Below are 13767 nucleotides of genomic sequence, written 5' to 3'. Positions count from 1 at the left end.
CAGCTTCCCGTGAGCAGCCTCCAGCCCCACTCACTCATATGTCCAATACAAGCGATAGCCTCTATTGATAAGTTTGAACTATGGATCAGCGCATCGAGCTCCGCCATCTGCGGTACTTTCTGGCCGTGGCTGAGGAACTCCACTTCGGCCGTGCCGCCCAGCGGCTGAACATCGCCCAGCCGGCTCTGTCCCAGCAGATCAGGCAGCTCGAGAAGGTTGTCGGGGTTGAGCTGTTCCGGCGGACCTCCCGAAGCGTCCGCCTCACAGAGGCGGGAGCGACGTTCCAGCCACGGGCGAGCGACCTTCTGGGCCGTCTGGCGGCCGACCTCGACGAGGCCGGCCGTGTCGGGCGCGGCGAGGCCGGCCGCCTGGATGTCGCCTTCATCACCTCCGCCACCGCGATCGTCAGCGAACGGCTCCGTGAATTCTCCCGCCGCCGCCCAGACGTCCAGATCAAGCTGCACGACGGCTTCACCGTCGACGTCCTGGCAGCCCTGGAGCGGGGCACAGCCGACGTCGGGATCGTGCGGGATGCCGAGGAGCGAGACGATATCGACCTTTCCCTGCTGACGACGGAACGGTTTGTCGCCGTCATCCCCACCGAGCACCCCGCCGCACGGGGTGACCATGTGGAAGCAACGGCGCTGGCCACTGACCCGCTGATCCTGTTCCCGCGTACAGCAGGAGCTCAGGCGTTCGACCTCAACACGCAGCCACTGCGGGATGCCGGCATCGACGTCCAGGTCGCGCAGGAGTGCTCGAACTGGCACACCATCATCATGTTCGTCGCCGCCGGCCTTGGCGTCACCATCGCCCCCTACAGCGTCACGACGCTGCTCCCCCCAGGCGCCCGACGTCTCGAACTCGACGGGCCTCCCACAGCGAGCCGGATCTTCATGGTCACCCGCCGAGGAGACAACCGTCCCCTGGTACGAGCCTTCATCGCAGCATCCGAGTCCGTGACAGGTCGCGGCCACGACCTGGCACGCGCACCGCGATGAACTACGCGCCGCCGGCAAGCTGCCCCACTCCGACTCGTAGCCCCGAAAGCCAGGGAGAGTCCCATGACGACCGAGGCCGACCAGCCCCACCACTCCTACCGGTCCGAAGTGACCGCTCTGCGCGAGCGCATCGATCGGGGCGACCCGGACGCCGCCGACGAGTTGATCGAACTGGCCACGGAACAGAACGACGTTCCTCGTCCGGGAGGGGACTCGATGTCGCGAGGGCGTTCTCCTGGCCGTTCGCCAGGCCGAGACGGACTTCATCGGCGACGGTGGGACGTCTCGGCGGGCAGCCGTGTCGGAACATGACGCGGGACGTGCCGCCGTCGTTCGAAGGCCCCGGCCGTCACCCTCCCCGGAGCTTCAGGGCGCGCCCCCCGGTCGTGGGCCGGTGCAGCCCGGCCGGGAGGAGGCATCGATGCCGACCTCGTAGTGGATGCGGGGGCTGGCCTTGTTGCCACTGACGTGGGCGCCGGTGGAGTGGATGGCGAGGCCGATGGCGGCGCCGAAGGTGTTGCCGGTGACGGTGGCGTGCTGGACGTCCTCGAACATCAGGGTCCGCGAGGCTTTCAGCGTCTCGCAGTAGTTGTCGCGGATGGTGAGGTCCGAGCTATGGCCGTGCCCGTCACCTTCGCCGTCGTGGGGGCTTTCCGCCATGAGGCACATGTTGTCGATGCCCTCGCACCGGTTGCCCTCGATCAGCACGCGGCGGCTGGGCGGAGTGTCGTCGGCGAAGGTCTGCATGCAGTCGGCGTGCCCGTAGCGGTTGGAGGTGCGGAGGATGGTGTTGTGCAGGATCTTCAGGTCGGTGCCGAAGAAGCGCAGGCCGTCGCCGCCGGGCGGGCGGGTGACGGTGTTGTTCTCTACGGTGATGTCGTGGCCGGTGATCTCTATGCCCGGTGCCGTCGGCCTGTCGAGTGTGTAGCCCTCGACGACGACGTGATCGGCCTCGACGGTGATGCCCGTGACCGTGCGGCTGTAGCCGCGGTAGACGGCGGAGTGGCCGGCGGTGCCGCCCCGGGTGATGACCAGTCGGGGGGATGCGGTCGCGCGGGAAGCCGAGGGTGTCCTGCAACAGATACCGGCGCGCGATCCGGTCCCCAGTCTTCGGTGTCACGAGTACCGCCACACTCCTCGCCCCACCACGTGCGCACGTGGTCCTGCAACGGTCACGCAGTGTACGCAGCGCCGAGCGTTGCGAGGGCGGCTTTCCAGGGGACCGGCACAGGATCCACCCACGACACGGCGGTTACCTCTCGGTACCGTCAACTGCCAGGCATCGCATGGCAGTTCAAGTCCCGAGTCCTCGACCCCGTCGGCGTGCGCGACTGCGGGCTATGTGTCCGCCTGCTCTCCGCTGGGCCATCCGGTGGTGCGCCATTCGTGATGCCCCTGCACCTGCTTCCCTTGTTCTGCGTGGTGTGTGGCGAGCGCGGCGGCGAGGTCGGCGTGCACGGGGATCGGCGGGCCGTCCCCGGTCGGGACGAGGGAGCCGTCGGCGGGGATGGCGGCCAGCTCCAGGCTACGGCCGGCCTCCGTCAGGCGGCGCGCGGCTTCAGCTATCGCCAGCTGGCCCTCGGCCGACCAGCCGCGCAGCTCGGTCAGGTCCACGATCACCGGTCCGGTGCCCCGTGCGAGGGTCCAGCCGACGGCGCCGGTGAAGCGGCGGACCGCGTCCGGGCCGAGGTGTCCGGCGACGGAGAGGATGCCGAGGTTCTCCTCGACGGTGTAGCGCCAGTCGATGGTCATGGGGGGAACTTCCTTGCGTGTGCGGCTCGTCGAAGTCAGAGGGGAAGGGTGATCCAGATGCTCTTGCCCCGGCCGTCGGCATCCGCGCGGACCACCGCGGTGCCGCCCAGGGCGAGGGTGAGCTCCATGACGGTTCCCAGGCCGCCGGTACTGGTGCCGGTGATCGCCCCGTACAGCGGGGGCTGGTAGGGGTGGCGGTCGTGGACGGCGAAGGCCAGGCAGTCCGGTCCCGACGCGTAGATCACGGTCACGGTCGGGGAGAGGACGGCGGCGTGCCGGACGCTGTTGGTGACGAGCTCGCTGAGGATCAGCAGGGCAGGGTCCACCGTGGGATGGCGTAACCCGATTCCCCACTCGACCAGGGCCTGCTCGGCCGTCTCTCGGGCTATGCGGACGGCGGACGGCTCGGTGGGCAGGGTCAGCACGTGCCGGAGGGGCAGGGCTTCGAGCTGCCTGGACATCACGCCTCCGCGCGGACGAGGCGGAATCCGGCAACGGTCTTGGGGTGCAGGCGCAGGAGGGTGTCGTGCGGGCCGTGGGACCAGCCGCCGGTCAGGGTGCGCCAGTAGTGGGCGGCCTCGTCAGCGTCCGTGACGACCTCGGCCGGGCCGCAGACGGTGACCGTCCAGCCGGTGCCGGTCACGGCGCGGATCTCCTCCGCGTGGTAGGTCGCCGTCGCGGTCACTGCTGCCGCCGCAGCAGGCGTACGAACGATCAGGCGGCCGTAATCCCACACGTGCCGGGCGGGCCGGATCACGGTCAGGTCCCGCTGCGCGTACACGAGCCGGCCCAGGCTGCTGCCTTCCAGCAGCCACAGGGCCTCCGCACCGGAGACCTCGACCATGCGGAGAGTTGCGGAGGGTGTGCTCATCGCAGGGCTTCCTCGGTGGCGGTGCCGGCGGTTCGGGGCCGCTGGACGGGAAGGGCGGGCAGGACTCCGGCCGTCTCCAGGTGGTCGCGGGCGGCGCGGATCGCCTCGGGCGTGGTGGCGTACTCCCGGCCCTCGGGGCGCAGCAGGTCCAGCGCGCCGACGGAGTCCAGGACCCGGCGCTGGCCAGGGCGTATACCGGAAGCGAGGACGGTGACGCCACGGCGCCGCAGCTTCTGAACCGCGTCCTTGAGGACGAGGGCACCGGTCGCGTCCATCGTCGACACCCGGGACATGCGCAGGATCACGACCCGAACGTCGGCCACCTCGGTCAGCTCCAGCAGGAAGCGGTGGGCGGCGGCGAAGAACAGCGGCCCGTCGATGCGGTAGGCGACGATGTGCTCGGCGAGCAGGGCGTGTTCCTCGGCGCTGTGGTCGCCCCGGTCGAGCGGTACCTGGTCGAAGCGGGCCTGCTTGGCGACGGCGCGCAGGGCGAGGGCGCCCGCCACGGCCAGGCCGATGACGACCGCGTACACGAGGTCGAGGGCGAGGGTCGCGGCGGCGGTCAGGACGAGGATCAGCGCGTCGGAGCGGGTGGCCTTCGCCATGGCTTTCAGCGAGCCGACCTCGACCATGCGGATCGCAGTGGCCAGCAGCACGCCCGCCAGGGCCGCGAGCGGGATCTTCGAGACCAGGGGCGCCGCTGCGAAGACGATCACGGCGAGGACGGCGGCGTGGGTGAGGGCGGCGAGCCGGGAGCTCGCTCCGGTGCGGACGTTGACCGCGGTGCGGGCGATCGCGCCGGTCGCCGGTACGCCACCGAACATCGGGGCGGCGATGTTGGCCAAGCCCTGGCCGAACAGCTCCCGGTCGGGGTCGTGCTGCTGCCCGACCGTCATGCCGTCGGCGACCGACGCGGACAGGAGGGACTCCAGGGCGGCCAGGGCGGCCACCGCGACGGCCGGGGCGAGCAGGGTGCCCAGGGAGCCGAGGTCGAGGAAGGCGAGCGAGGGCGCGGGCAGCCCTGAGGGCAGGTCGCCGATCGGCTTCGCCGCGTCCAGTCCGGCGGCCTGCGCGACGACCGTCGCGGCGATCACGGCCAGGATGGAGAACGGTACGGTCGGCCGCCAGCGGGCGCCGATCAGCATGAGGGCGGCCACGGCGACGGCGAGGCCGACGGCGGTCCAGTTCGGGGACTTGGCGAACTCCTGGACCGCCCGCCAGGTCACCACCAGTACCCGGTCACCCTCCGGTTTGGGTACGCCGAGGGCGTTCGGGATCTGCTGGAGGCCGATCACGCAGGCGATGCCGAGGGTGAAGCCCTCGACCACGGGGGCGGGGATGTACTGCATGTAGCGGCCGGCCTTCAGCGCGGCCAGCGCCATCAGCATCACGCCGGCCATGAGTCCGACGGTGAGGACGCCCGTCGGCCCGTACTTGCCCACGATGGGGACGAGGACCACCGTCATGGCGCCGGTCGGTCCCGAGACCTGGAGGTTGGATCCGCCGAAGAGTGCGGCGAGTGCGCCCGCGACGACGGCGGTCGCCAGACCCGCCTCGGCGCCGAGCCCGGAGGAGACGCCGAAGCCGAGCGCCAGGGGCAGGGCCACGATGGCCACGGTCAGCCCGGCGAGCAGATCCCGGCGCGGGTCGCGCCGTATCTCCGCCAGGTCGGCACGGGCAGGCAGCAGCGAGGTGATCCGGGACCTGGCCCGGCTGATCCGCGAGGTCATCGCGCGGCGACCTCGGCTTCCCGCAGCTCGGCCAGCAGCTCGTTCCGCCCGGCCAGCATCTCGGTCAGGATCCGCCGCGCGGCCCGCATCAGGTCGGCCACGTCCCCGCCGGCCAGCTCGTAGACGACGGTCGAGCCCTCGCGGGCCGAGGTGACGATCCCCGAGCGGCGCAGCACCGCCAGCTGCTGGGACAGGCCGGAGGGCTCCACCTCGATGGCCGCCAGCAGGTCCCGTACCGGCATCGGTCCGTCCTGGAGCAGCTCCAGCACCCGGATCCGGACGGGATGCCCCAGCATCCGGAAGAACTCGGCCTTGGCCTGGTACAGCGGAACGGACACAACCCCTCGGCTTCCCCTACAAGCTCCACCCTGAGGGGCGGAGCGCGACAGGCTGCGCCTGCGGCTACCTGCGAACACAGCCAGCACAGCATCTAACCAATTGCGAAATTTTGCAATTCAGCATCAGTCTGCTGCGGTGTTCCCGTCATGGACGGCGGCGGCGCAATCTCGCTCTGGGATCAGGCTTTCCTGACCACGCTGGACTTCAGCTGCATCGCCCCGAAACCGTCCACCTTGCAGTCGATGTCGTGCCCGTCGACGCCGTCGACCAGCCGGATGTTGCGCACCTTCGTACCGGCCTTGATCCCCGAAGGGCTGCCCTTGACCTTGAGCGCCTTCACGACGACCACGCTGTCGCCGTCCTGCAGCACATTGCCGACAGCGTCCTTGACGACACGCTCCCCGGCGGCGTCCCCGCCCTCGGCGACGTCCTCGGCCGGAACCCATTCGTGGCCGCATTCCGGGCACACGATCAGGGCGTTCATTTCGTACGTGTACTCACAGGAGCACTTCGGGCAGGGCGGAGGATTCTCGTTCATCACGTCAGGCTATCCGGCACCCGGCGGGGCGACCGGCCGTGGCTGGGTGACAACGGTCTGTGTTCCGGCCCGCGAACCGGGGGATCAATGCCTTCGCCTCATGGCGGAGGGAATGAGCAACTCGGCCGCGTGCCGCGAGGCAGGGATCAACCGCAGGAGGTCTCAAGGACCGCCACACCCAGTACGTCTCGCGCACAACGGGTGTCTCGCTCCGTTTGCGTGAATCGCGAGCGCGTCCGGGTGTCACGGTCGGTGCCTGTCCCCGTGCGTCCTCATCGTGGGTCCGGACCCGCTGATCAGTGCCTCGACCGCTCGTGTCCGGACCCGCCGTCCGGTGCCGGGCCCGCCGCGAAGGGGTTCGCCTGTGAAGACAAGCCGACGAGAACTACTGTGCACCGGAGCAGCCGTCGCGGCTTACGGGAGCCTGATCGGGCTGGGGGCCGGCATCGGTCGGGCCACCGCCAGCCCCCTCTCCCCGGCACCCGCCGCCCTACCGCCGTTCGCAGGCGCGGTTGTCGAACCGGGGGGCGTGGCGCGAACTGAGGCGGAGTCTCAGCCCGGCCGCCGCTCTGTATCGCCCGGGGGCCGCGCAGTACTCGGCGAAGGCGGCGCCCGATAACCAGCGTTACGCGTCCGTCCGGCAGGTGTCCTAGATTGTGCGAGCGAGGGCGATGTGGCCACAGCGATCCGGTGGTGCGACAGACACCAGGTGCCGTTCGCGGCTCGTTCCGGCGGCCACAACTACGCGGGCTACTCCACCACCCCCGGGCTCGTGATCGGTCTGCGCGCGCTGAACGCGGTGGTTCCACAGGGACGGCGGCTGCGCCTGGGCGGCGGCGCCACCAACTCGGACGTGTACGCGGCCCGTGCGGCCAACCTGTACTTCCCCGGCGGGCGCTACCCGGGAGTGGGCGTCGCCGGGCTCACCCTCGGCGGCGGACTCGGTTTCAACGATCGCAAGTGGGGCCTGACGTGCGACCGGCTCCCCGAGACCCGTGTCGTCCTCGCCGACGGACCCTGGTACGCGCAGCCGACGACGAGAACGCCGACCTTTTCTGGGCCTGCCGGGGCGGGGCGGGCGGCGAGGCACCTCTGCCGCAGGTCACAGTCCTGGGCATCGACGAGACCCGCCGCGGACGGCCTCGCTGGGAACAGGATGCGCAGACCGGCAAGTGGCGCCTGTTCCGGGACCGGTGGCACACCGGCTTCGTCGACGCCCTCGGCCACGGCGGGCTGCTCGGACAGGTTGAGGCCCGCACCGTCGCCGATGTCCTGGCCTGGCTCGCCTGTAGGAGGCCAGGACGTTAGTTACGCCATGGCGTAGCCGGGATGCCGGCGGTTGACCTTCGGCTGCGCCGTGGGGTCGGTGGTAGTTGTAGTGGATGTTCCAGACGGCGAGTGCTTCGCGGCGTTGGTCTTCGGACAGCCAGGTGCAGGCGTAGAGCAACCGCCATCCTCGACCGCCTCGACCACTACCGATACTTCCACTCCACCCGCGCCGGGCTCCTGCGTGGCGCCGGCCGCGACGACGAGGCCCACCACGCCTACCGTCGAGCGCTCGACCTCGCACGCCACGAATCCAAGAGAGAGCCCCCACATCGCTCTTCTTGACGGGTCCAATCAGCTCGCCGGCCTTGACAGCTGGGTGAGTTCCGCGGAGCCGACTCGGCCAGCGGGAGCACGACACGCTCAACGACGACCTGCTTCTCCCGCTCCATGCCGACCAAGGCGTCCCGGAGTTCGTCGGGCAGCAACGCGCAGCGTGTCGAACCCCCAAGTCCACACCCGCTGTTCCAGCTCAGCCACGAGCGCATTGCGCTGTCCGTCAGGGGCCTGGCGCTTCCACGGAACCTCGGGCGAACCGTCACCCAGGTCGGTCGAGACATGGCGGCCCGAATTTCAGCCATGACCCACCCAGGAACTGCACATGCAATTCCCAGAAAAGGCAAAGAAATGTCCCTGCTTCAACATCCACCTTGTTGACGTGATCGCGACATCCGTACAGTCTGCCCAGCCACGGCGCGCACCCCGCACCGAGGTCGTACCGCGCACCCCCCACAGCCCTTCCCGGTTCATCCACCACGTGGAGGACGTACGTTGCGCAGAATCGTTTCTCTCCCCGCCGTGGCGACACTCGCCACGGCCGCCCTCACCCTGGCCGCTCCCGCCGGCCAAGCGGCCCAGGCCACGGCCTTCCCCGCCCATGGCGTCACCGTCGCCCGCGCCTGCACCGCCCCGACGAAGAAAGACGAGATGGCCTGCAACGCCCTGCAGGTCACTGCGGGCACCCCGAAGTCGGCGCACGCCGAGAGCGCGCTGACCGCGGCCGCCGCCGCTCCTTCCGGATACGGCCCCGCCTCGCTCCAGTCGGCGTACAACCTGCCCTCCGCGAGTAGCGGTTCGGGCCAGACGGTGGCGATCGTCGACGCCTACGACGACCCCAACGCCGAGTCCGACCTCGCCGTCTACCGCTCCCAGTACGGCCTGTCCGCCTGCACCACGGCCAACGGCTGCTTCACGAAGGTCGACCAGAACGGCGGCACCAGCTACCCGCGCGGCGACTCCGGCTGGGCCGAGGAGATCTCCCTCGACCTCGACATGGTCAGTGCGGCCTGCCCGAACTGCAAGATCCTGCTGGTCGAGGCCAAGACCGCGTCCATGACCAACCTCGGAACGGCCGTGAACACCGCGGTCAGTCTGGGCGCGAAGTTCGTCTCCAACAGCTACGGCGGCTCCGAGTCCTCCAGCGACGCGACCTACGACTCCAGCTACTTCAACCACCCCGGCGTCGCCATCACCGTCTCCTCCGGTGACGGCGGCTACGGCGTGGAGTACCCGGCCGCGTCCAAGTACGTGACGGCGGTGGGCGGTACGTCCCTGAACACCGCCTCCAACTCCCGCGGCTGGACCGACACGGTGTGGAGCGGGGCGGGCTCCGGCTGCTCCAAGTACGACGCCAAACCCAGCTGGCAGAAGGACACCGGCTGTGCCGACCGCACCGTGGCGGACGTCTCCGCCGTCGCCGACCCGAACACCGGCGTCGCGGTCTACGACAGCTACCGCTCGGCCACCGGCTGGATGGTCTTCGGCGGCACCAGCGCCTCCTCACCGCTGATCGCGGCGACCTACGCGCTGGGCGGCGCCCCGTCCTCCGGCTCCTACCCGGCGTCCTTCCCGTACGCCCACACCTCGGCCCTGTACGACGTCATCAGCGGCTCCAACGGCAGCTGCGGCGGCTCCTACCTCTGCACCGGCACCACCGGATACGACGGCCCGTCCGGCCTCGGCGTCCCGAACGGCACTACCGCCTTCACCGGCTGAACAGCCTTATGAAGTAAGCCGGTTGGCTCTGTACACCGCGCGGAGGACCACCGCCTCGCCGCGGCACTGGCCGACCCGCGCCGCGCCACCGGGCCGGAGTCGGCGAACATGCCGACTCCGGCCTCCAGCGCGAACAGCACCTCCCGGACTGTCGGGCATCAGCTCGACCGCGGCAGTGCAGCGACAGCCGTGTGCCGTTCAGGGCGGAGAAGGCTCCGACGCCGGTCACGTTGTCGTTGTAGCCCGTGCCGCTGATGACGACCCGGCTTCTCGGGACGCTGGAGAACTGGGAGAGCCAGGAGGAGCAGACCGAGACCCACTGGCTCAGTGAGTAACCGTAGGGTTCGTTCAGCGGCTCGAAGTACACGTTGCCGTTGCTGCCGTAGGCACCGACCACGGTGGACCACATGGCCTTCCAGACCGTCATGTCGGTGACCGTCCCGACGCTGATCTTCTCGGTCCAGGCACTGATGACCACCTTCATGCCGTCGGCGAGCGCCGCATCGATAGCGCCCCTGTAGGCACCCCACCAGGACTGGCGCGACCGACCTGTGGAGCACGTCCGCGCCGAGAGTGGCGTCGGAACCCGCCGCCCGATGAACCGTGACCACCGACGTCCGCAAGCACGGCAATCCGCCCCGAGCGGCCAGCACGCGTCGAGCGGTCAGCCCGCGTCGAGTTCAAGCAGTCCGAGCCGGAGGGCCTCGCTGACCGTACCGGCCCGGTTCTCGGTGCCCAGCTTGCGGTAGATCCGGACCAGGTGGGACTTGACCGTGGCCTCGGTGAGGAACAAGCACGAGGCGATGGCCCGGTTGCTGTGGCCCTGGGCGAGCAGGCGTACGACCTCGGTCTCCCGCTTGCTGAGCGCCGGTCCCGGGTCGGCGGTCCGGCCGACGAGGCGGGCCGCCGCCTCGGGGGCCAGGCCCATGCCGCCGACCGCCGCCGCACGCACGGCGCGGAACAGTTCCTCGGGCGGGCCGGCCTTGAGGATATAGCCCCGGGCGCCGGCTTCCACGGCGCGGACGACATCGCCGCGGCCGCTGTAGCTGGTCAGGACGACGACACTGGCGCCCGGTACGACCGCGGTGATCCGGCGAGTGGCCTCGATGCCACCGAAGCCACCGTCCGGGGCGGCGGCGTCCGACAGACGCAGATCCATGAGCACCACGTCGGGCCTCAGGCGTTGGGCGAGGAGGACGGCATCCCGGCCGTCACCGGTCTCGGCGATCACGTCGAATCCGGGTTCTCCGTCCAACAGGGCGCGCAGGCCGGCCCGTACGACGGCGTGGTCATCGACGACCAGGATCCGCAGGGCGCCCCCGGTCACGGTGTCCTGGCCAATACGTGCTCGGCAGCGGGCAGTTCGGCCCGCACCCGGGTGCCGCGCCCGATTGCGCTGTCCAAGGTGAGCCTGCCGTCGAGGGCGCTCAGGCGGTCGTGGGCGGCGGCGAGCCCGAAACCCCGGTCGAGGCCGGTGGGTTGCGTGGCCCGCGGGTCGAAGCCCCGTCCGTCGTCACGAACTTCGACGATCACCTTGTCGTCCTGGTACGCCAGAGTGAGGTGGACGTGGGTTGCCCGGGCGTGTTCGAGGGCGTTGGCAAGGAGGCCCTGGGCCACACGCAGCAGGGTGACGGCCCGTTCGGTGGGCAGGGGGTACGGGTCTCCCTCGGTGCGGAAGGTGGTGTGCGCCGCACCGGCAAAGGGCTGGGGGCGGCTGCACAGGCCGCGCAGGGCAGATTCCAGGTCGTCCCGCTCCAGGGCGGGCGGGGTGAGGTCACCGATGATGGTGCGGGTCTCCTCCAGGTGGGCACCGAGGGCCTGGGAGACAGCGCGGACTTGGCGCAGGGCCACGTCCGGATCGCGCTCCCAGTCCCGCTCGGCGGCCTGCAAGAGCATGCGGCTGCCCGCGAGTTCCTGGGCGAGGGTGTCGTGCAGGTCCCGGGCGATCCGGGTCCGCTCGGCGAGCCGCCCGGCCTCGCGCTGACGCTTCGCCAACTCGTTCCGAGTTGCCGCTAGTTGCTCGTTGAGGCGCTGCTGGGAGCGGTAGAGGACCACTGTGCCGCAGAGAGCGGCGAGCGGGGGCGCCAGCACGTCGGCGTCGACTCCGCCACCGATCCGTACCAACGAGGCCAGCAGCCCGGCCGCGATCGCGCCGATCGCCGACACCGTCACCCGGCGCCCGGGCATCCGCAGCGCCAGCACTGCCAGCGGGACGGCCAGCCATGTGTAGGCGAAGGCGAGCGGTACCGGGAGCTTGAGGGACACCCAGGCCCACAGCAGCACCAGTAACCCCAGCCAGGCCGGTCGTCCCGCGACGCCGAAACGGTCCCAACGGCTCGGCCCGGCGAGGTAGAGCAGCCCGAGGGCGGCGATGGGCGGTGCGACCGCCCAGCACAGCTCGCTGTTCAGCTCGACGAGCCGCACGAGGGTACCCGCGACCGGGACCAGGAAGACCAGGTGGGGCAGCCGCCGCGTCGGCAGGGCCGGCCGACTTCGTACGACGGGGGTGGTGGGGGACACTCTGGCTCCCTGCGACGGGCCGGACGCAGTTGACAACGGTGCCAGAAGTGTAAGGCGTGCCCTGTACGTCCCCGGTAAACAGCGTTCTGCCGCCGTCACCGTCCCGGGTGCAGGCCCAGCCATCCCGGCGACGGGTCGCCCTTGACCTCGCCGAAGTACAGGGCGAAGGTCTGCTTCAGCCGCTCGACCTCGGCGCGGTCCTCCATGAACTTCGGGAAGCCGTCGACGTGGGCGTTCGGGAAGTCCCAGACAGGCTTGAGGCTCGCGTTCGGGGTGATGTCCTCTCGGACGGACCAGCCGTTGAAGGCGGCCTTCTGGCGGGCCTCGGACAGCTGCCAGTTCATGTAGAGCTTGGCCGCCGCCGGGTGGGCGGCCTGCTTCAGGATCGCGGCGCGCTGGCCCCAGGCCATGAAGGGGGCCTGCTCCGGGAGCACCCACTTCAGGGTGGTGGAGCTGGAGATCGCGCTGCCGGAGCCGCCGACGCCGATGGTCTTCTGCCTGCCCGTGACCGCGGCGCCGGGGGTGTTGGTGCCGCGGGCGAACTGCGGCTGTTGCGCGGCGAACTGAGCGACCCAGTCCCAGCCGTAGGTGCGCTGGTAGAGCGAGTAGAGGTAGAGGACCGCGTCGTCGTCGTTCGGGTAGGAGGACGCGATGGCGGTCTTCCACCGGGCGTCGACCAGGTCCGCCGGGGTCCTGGGCGCGTTCGCACCGGCGACCTGGATGTCGTACATGAAGCTGAAGGCAATGACCATCAACGCCGTCCACGCGCCTTCGGGATCCTTGAAGCCCTTGTGGACCTCGGAGAACCCGGCGGGCTTATAGCTCAGCAGCTTGCCCTGGCGCTTCCAGCGGGTGAAGTCCTGGAGGGTCTGCAGCTGCACGACGTCCGGGACCAGGGTGCCGGTCGCGAGCTGGTTGTCGACGCGGACATCGTGGTACTTGCTGTAGTCCACGACGACCGTGAGGTCGACCTCGGGGAAGGCGGCGGCCCAGGCGGCCCGAACGCCCACGGCCTGGCTGTCGACGTCACCACCCTGGTAGAGGACGAGCTTGCCGCCCTCGGCTACCGCGGCCTCGTACAGCTCCTCCAGCGACCGCGTCTCCTCGCGGGCGCCGAGCAGGGAAGCCCCGGAACTCCGGGCGCCCGGTGCGGCTGACGCCTGGCCGGCGGCAGCCCCGGCGATCGCGACGCCCGCGCCTGCGGCGAGCAGCCGACGCCTGCTGAAGTCCGTGGACATGGTGGGAATCCTCTCCTCGTGCCTCATCTGCGATGCCGTCGGCGACTCGGGCGCCACGGCCCGCCAAGTCTCGCCGGGCGCAGTCCTGTTCCGCGTCGCCCGTACGCCGAGACCGGATTCAACCGTTCGATGGACTCAGAGGCTCACAGACGTTACAGCCGTAACCGGTAGTGACTGTGTCTGCGACGGTCCGGCGCCTTCGGCATTCGTGCGCCATCAGCCGGTCACCGGAAGGGCAAAAGTACCGAGACCAAGCAGACCTCACCCGGGCACTGGCCGCTGCCCGAGCGCCGGTCGAACGCGGCGTCGCGCGCTTGAAGTCCTGGCGCATCTTCCGCAGGTCCCGATGCAGCCCGAATCGAATGACGTCATCCATGAAGGGGCGGGGCCGGTCAAGTGCGGTGCTTGTCCGGGTCCTTCCTGCTGCTCGTTGGGATGCGGGCGTGCTCGGCCGGGG

Annotated in this window: 12 protein-coding genes and 4 pseudogenes; 4 read left to right on the top strand and 12 right to left on the bottom strand. The window is 70.2% G+C overall.

Annotation, left to right across the window (positions count from 1 at the left end):
- The first annotated feature begins 80 nt into the window (after positions 1 to 80).
- Positions 81 to 1001, top strand: a complete 921-nt coding sequence (locus ACFZDK_RS49655) for a LysR substrate-binding domain-containing protein (RefSeq protein WP_390984288.1) — start codon at positions 81 to 83, stop codon at positions 999 to 1001.
- Positions 1002 to 1367: 366 nt separating this feature from the next.
- Here ACFZDK_RS49655 and ACFZDK_RS49650 read toward each other — a convergent pair whose 3' ends face one another.
- The 7 genes from ACFZDK_RS49650 to ACFZDK_RS49620 all read right to left on the bottom strand — a co-directional run bounded on the left by ACFZDK_RS49650 (position 1368) and on the right by ACFZDK_RS49620 (position 6231).
- Positions 1368 to 1964: a right-handed parallel beta-helix repeat-containing protein gene (locus tag ACFZDK_RS49650; RefSeq protein ID WP_390984480.1), complete on the bottom strand. Its 597-nt coding sequence runs from the start codon at positions 1962 to 1964 to the stop codon at positions 1368 to 1370.
- Positions 1965 to 2339: 375 nt separating this feature from the next.
- The gene (locus ACFZDK_RS49645) at positions 2340 to 2753 is read right to left on the bottom strand and encodes an anti-sigma factor antagonist (protein ID WP_390984285.1); all 414 of its coding nucleotides are present in this window, start codon (positions 2751 to 2753) and stop codon (positions 2340 to 2342) included.
- A 35-nt stretch (positions 2754 to 2788) separates the two neighbouring features.
- Positions 2789 to 3214, bottom strand: a complete 426-nt coding sequence (locus ACFZDK_RS49640; protein WP_390984282.1) for an ATP-binding protein — start codon at positions 3212 to 3214, stop codon at positions 2789 to 2791.
- Complete coding sequence (locus ACFZDK_RS49635; RefSeq protein ID WP_390984279.1) at positions 3214 to 3624, bottom strand: pyridoxamine 5'-phosphate oxidase family protein; 411 nt, start codon at positions 3622 to 3624, stop codon at positions 3214 to 3216. Before ACFZDK_RS49635 ends, ACFZDK_RS49640 begins: the two co-directional genes overlap by 1 nt.
- The gene (locus tag ACFZDK_RS49630) at positions 3621 to 5354 is read right to left on the bottom strand and encodes a SulP family inorganic anion transporter (RefSeq protein ID WP_390984277.1); all 1734 of its coding nucleotides are present in this window, start codon (positions 5352 to 5354) and stop codon (positions 3621 to 3623) included. Before ACFZDK_RS49630 ends, ACFZDK_RS49635 begins: the two co-directional genes overlap by 4 nt.
- On the bottom strand, positions 5351 to 5692 hold the full coding sequence (locus ACFZDK_RS49625) for a metalloregulator ArsR/SmtB family transcription factor (RefSeq protein WP_390984274.1): 342 nt from the start codon (positions 5690 to 5692) through the stop codon (positions 5351 to 5353). Before ACFZDK_RS49625 ends, ACFZDK_RS49630 begins: the two co-directional genes overlap by 4 nt.
- Positions 5693 to 5871: 179 nt before the next feature.
- Positions 5872 to 6231, bottom strand: coding sequence for a zinc ribbon domain-containing protein YjdM (locus ACFZDK_RS49620; protein ID WP_390984272.1), 360 nt, complete (start codon positions 6229 to 6231; stop codon positions 5872 to 5874).
- A gap of 649 nt (positions 6232 to 6880) precedes the next feature.
- Here ACFZDK_RS49620 and ACFZDK_RS49615 point away from each other — a divergent pair.
- Positions 6881 to 7555: pseudogene (locus ACFZDK_RS49615) on the top strand (FAD-binding oxidoreductase); the annotation flags it as partial.
- On the opposite strand, the pseudogene ACFZDK_RS49610 reads toward ACFZDK_RS49615, so the two are convergent.
- Positions 7520 to 7675: pseudogene (locus ACFZDK_RS49610) on the bottom strand (integrase core domain-containing protein); the annotation flags it as partial. The pseudogenes ACFZDK_RS49615 and ACFZDK_RS49610 overlap by 36 nt on opposite strands.
- Positions 7676 to 8355: 680 nt before the next feature.
- On the opposite strand from ACFZDK_RS49610, the gene ACFZDK_RS49605 reads away from it, so the two are divergent.
- Positions 8356 to 9552, top strand: coding sequence for a peptidase S8 (locus ACFZDK_RS49605; protein WP_390984269.1), 1197 nt, complete (start codon positions 8356 to 8358; stop codon positions 9550 to 9552).
- Between the two features lie 367 nt (positions 9553 to 9919).
- Here ACFZDK_RS49605 and ACFZDK_RS49600 read toward each other — a convergent pair.
- The 4 genes and pseudogenes from ACFZDK_RS49600 to ACFZDK_RS49585 all read right to left on the bottom strand — a co-directional run.
- Positions 9920 to 10060, bottom strand: a pseudogene (locus ACFZDK_RS49600) (cellulase); the annotation flags it as partial.
- 156 nt (positions 10061 to 10216) lie between these two features.
- Positions 10217 to 10879, bottom strand: coding sequence for a response regulator (locus ACFZDK_RS49595; RefSeq protein WP_390984266.1), 663 nt, complete (start codon positions 10877 to 10879; stop codon positions 10217 to 10219).
- Positions 10876 to 12072, bottom strand: a complete 1197-nt coding sequence (locus ACFZDK_RS49590; protein ID WP_390984264.1) for a histidine kinase — start codon at positions 12070 to 12072, stop codon at positions 10876 to 10878. Before ACFZDK_RS49590 ends, ACFZDK_RS49595 begins: the two co-directional genes overlap by 4 nt.
- Positions 12073 to 12167: 95 nt before the next feature.
- Complete coding sequence (locus ACFZDK_RS49585; protein ID WP_390984262.1) at positions 12168 to 13310, bottom strand: ABC transporter substrate-binding protein; 1143 nt, start codon at positions 13308 to 13310, stop codon at positions 12168 to 12170.
- Positions 13311 to 13570: 260 nt separating this feature from the next.
- On the opposite strand from ACFZDK_RS49585, the pseudogene ACFZDK_RS49580 reads away from it, so the two are divergent.
- Positions 13571 to 13690, top strand: a pseudogene (locus ACFZDK_RS49580) (IS5/IS1182 family transposase); the annotation flags it as partial.
- Positions 13691 to 13767: the final 77 nt, after the last annotated feature.

The organism is Streptomyces sp. NPDC007901, assembly GCF_042959465.1.
GTDB lineage: Bacteria > Actinomycetota > Actinomycetes > Streptomycetales > Streptomycetaceae > Streptomyces.
The sequence above is the reverse complement of the archived record's forward strand: the minus strand, read 5'-3'. Positions and strand labels throughout refer to the sequence as shown.

What these genes read in the sequence shown, in the direction of transcription:
- ACFZDK_RS49655 (WP_390984288.1), top strand. Translation starts at nt 81, where the DNA reads ATGGATCAGCGCATCGAGCTCCGCCATCTGCGGTACTTTCTGGCCGTG.
- ACFZDK_RS49620 (WP_390984272.1), bottom strand. Translation starts at nt 6,231, where the DNA reads ATGAACGAGAATCCTCCGCCCTGCCCGAAGTGCTCCTGTGAGTACACG.
- ACFZDK_RS49630 (WP_390984277.1), bottom strand. Translation starts at nt 5,354, where the DNA reads ATGACCTCGCGGATCAGCCGGGCCAGGTCCCGGATCACCTCGCTGCTG.
- ACFZDK_RS49585 (WP_390984262.1), bottom strand. Translation starts at nt 13,310, where the DNA reads ATGTCCACGGACTTCAGCAGGCGTCGGCTGCTCGCCGCAGGCGCGGGC.
- ACFZDK_RS49645 (WP_390984285.1), bottom strand. Translation starts at nt 2,753, where the DNA reads ATGACCATCGACTGGCGCTACACCGTCGAGGAGAACCTCGGCATCCTC.
- ACFZDK_RS49640 (WP_390984282.1), bottom strand. Translation starts at nt 3,214, where the DNA reads ATGTCCAGGCAGCTCGAAGCCCTGCCCCTCCGGCACGTGCTGACCCTG.
- ACFZDK_RS49635 (WP_390984279.1), bottom strand. Translation starts at nt 3,624, where the DNA reads ATGAGCACACCCTCCGCAACTCTCCGCATGGTCGAGGTCTCCGGTGCG.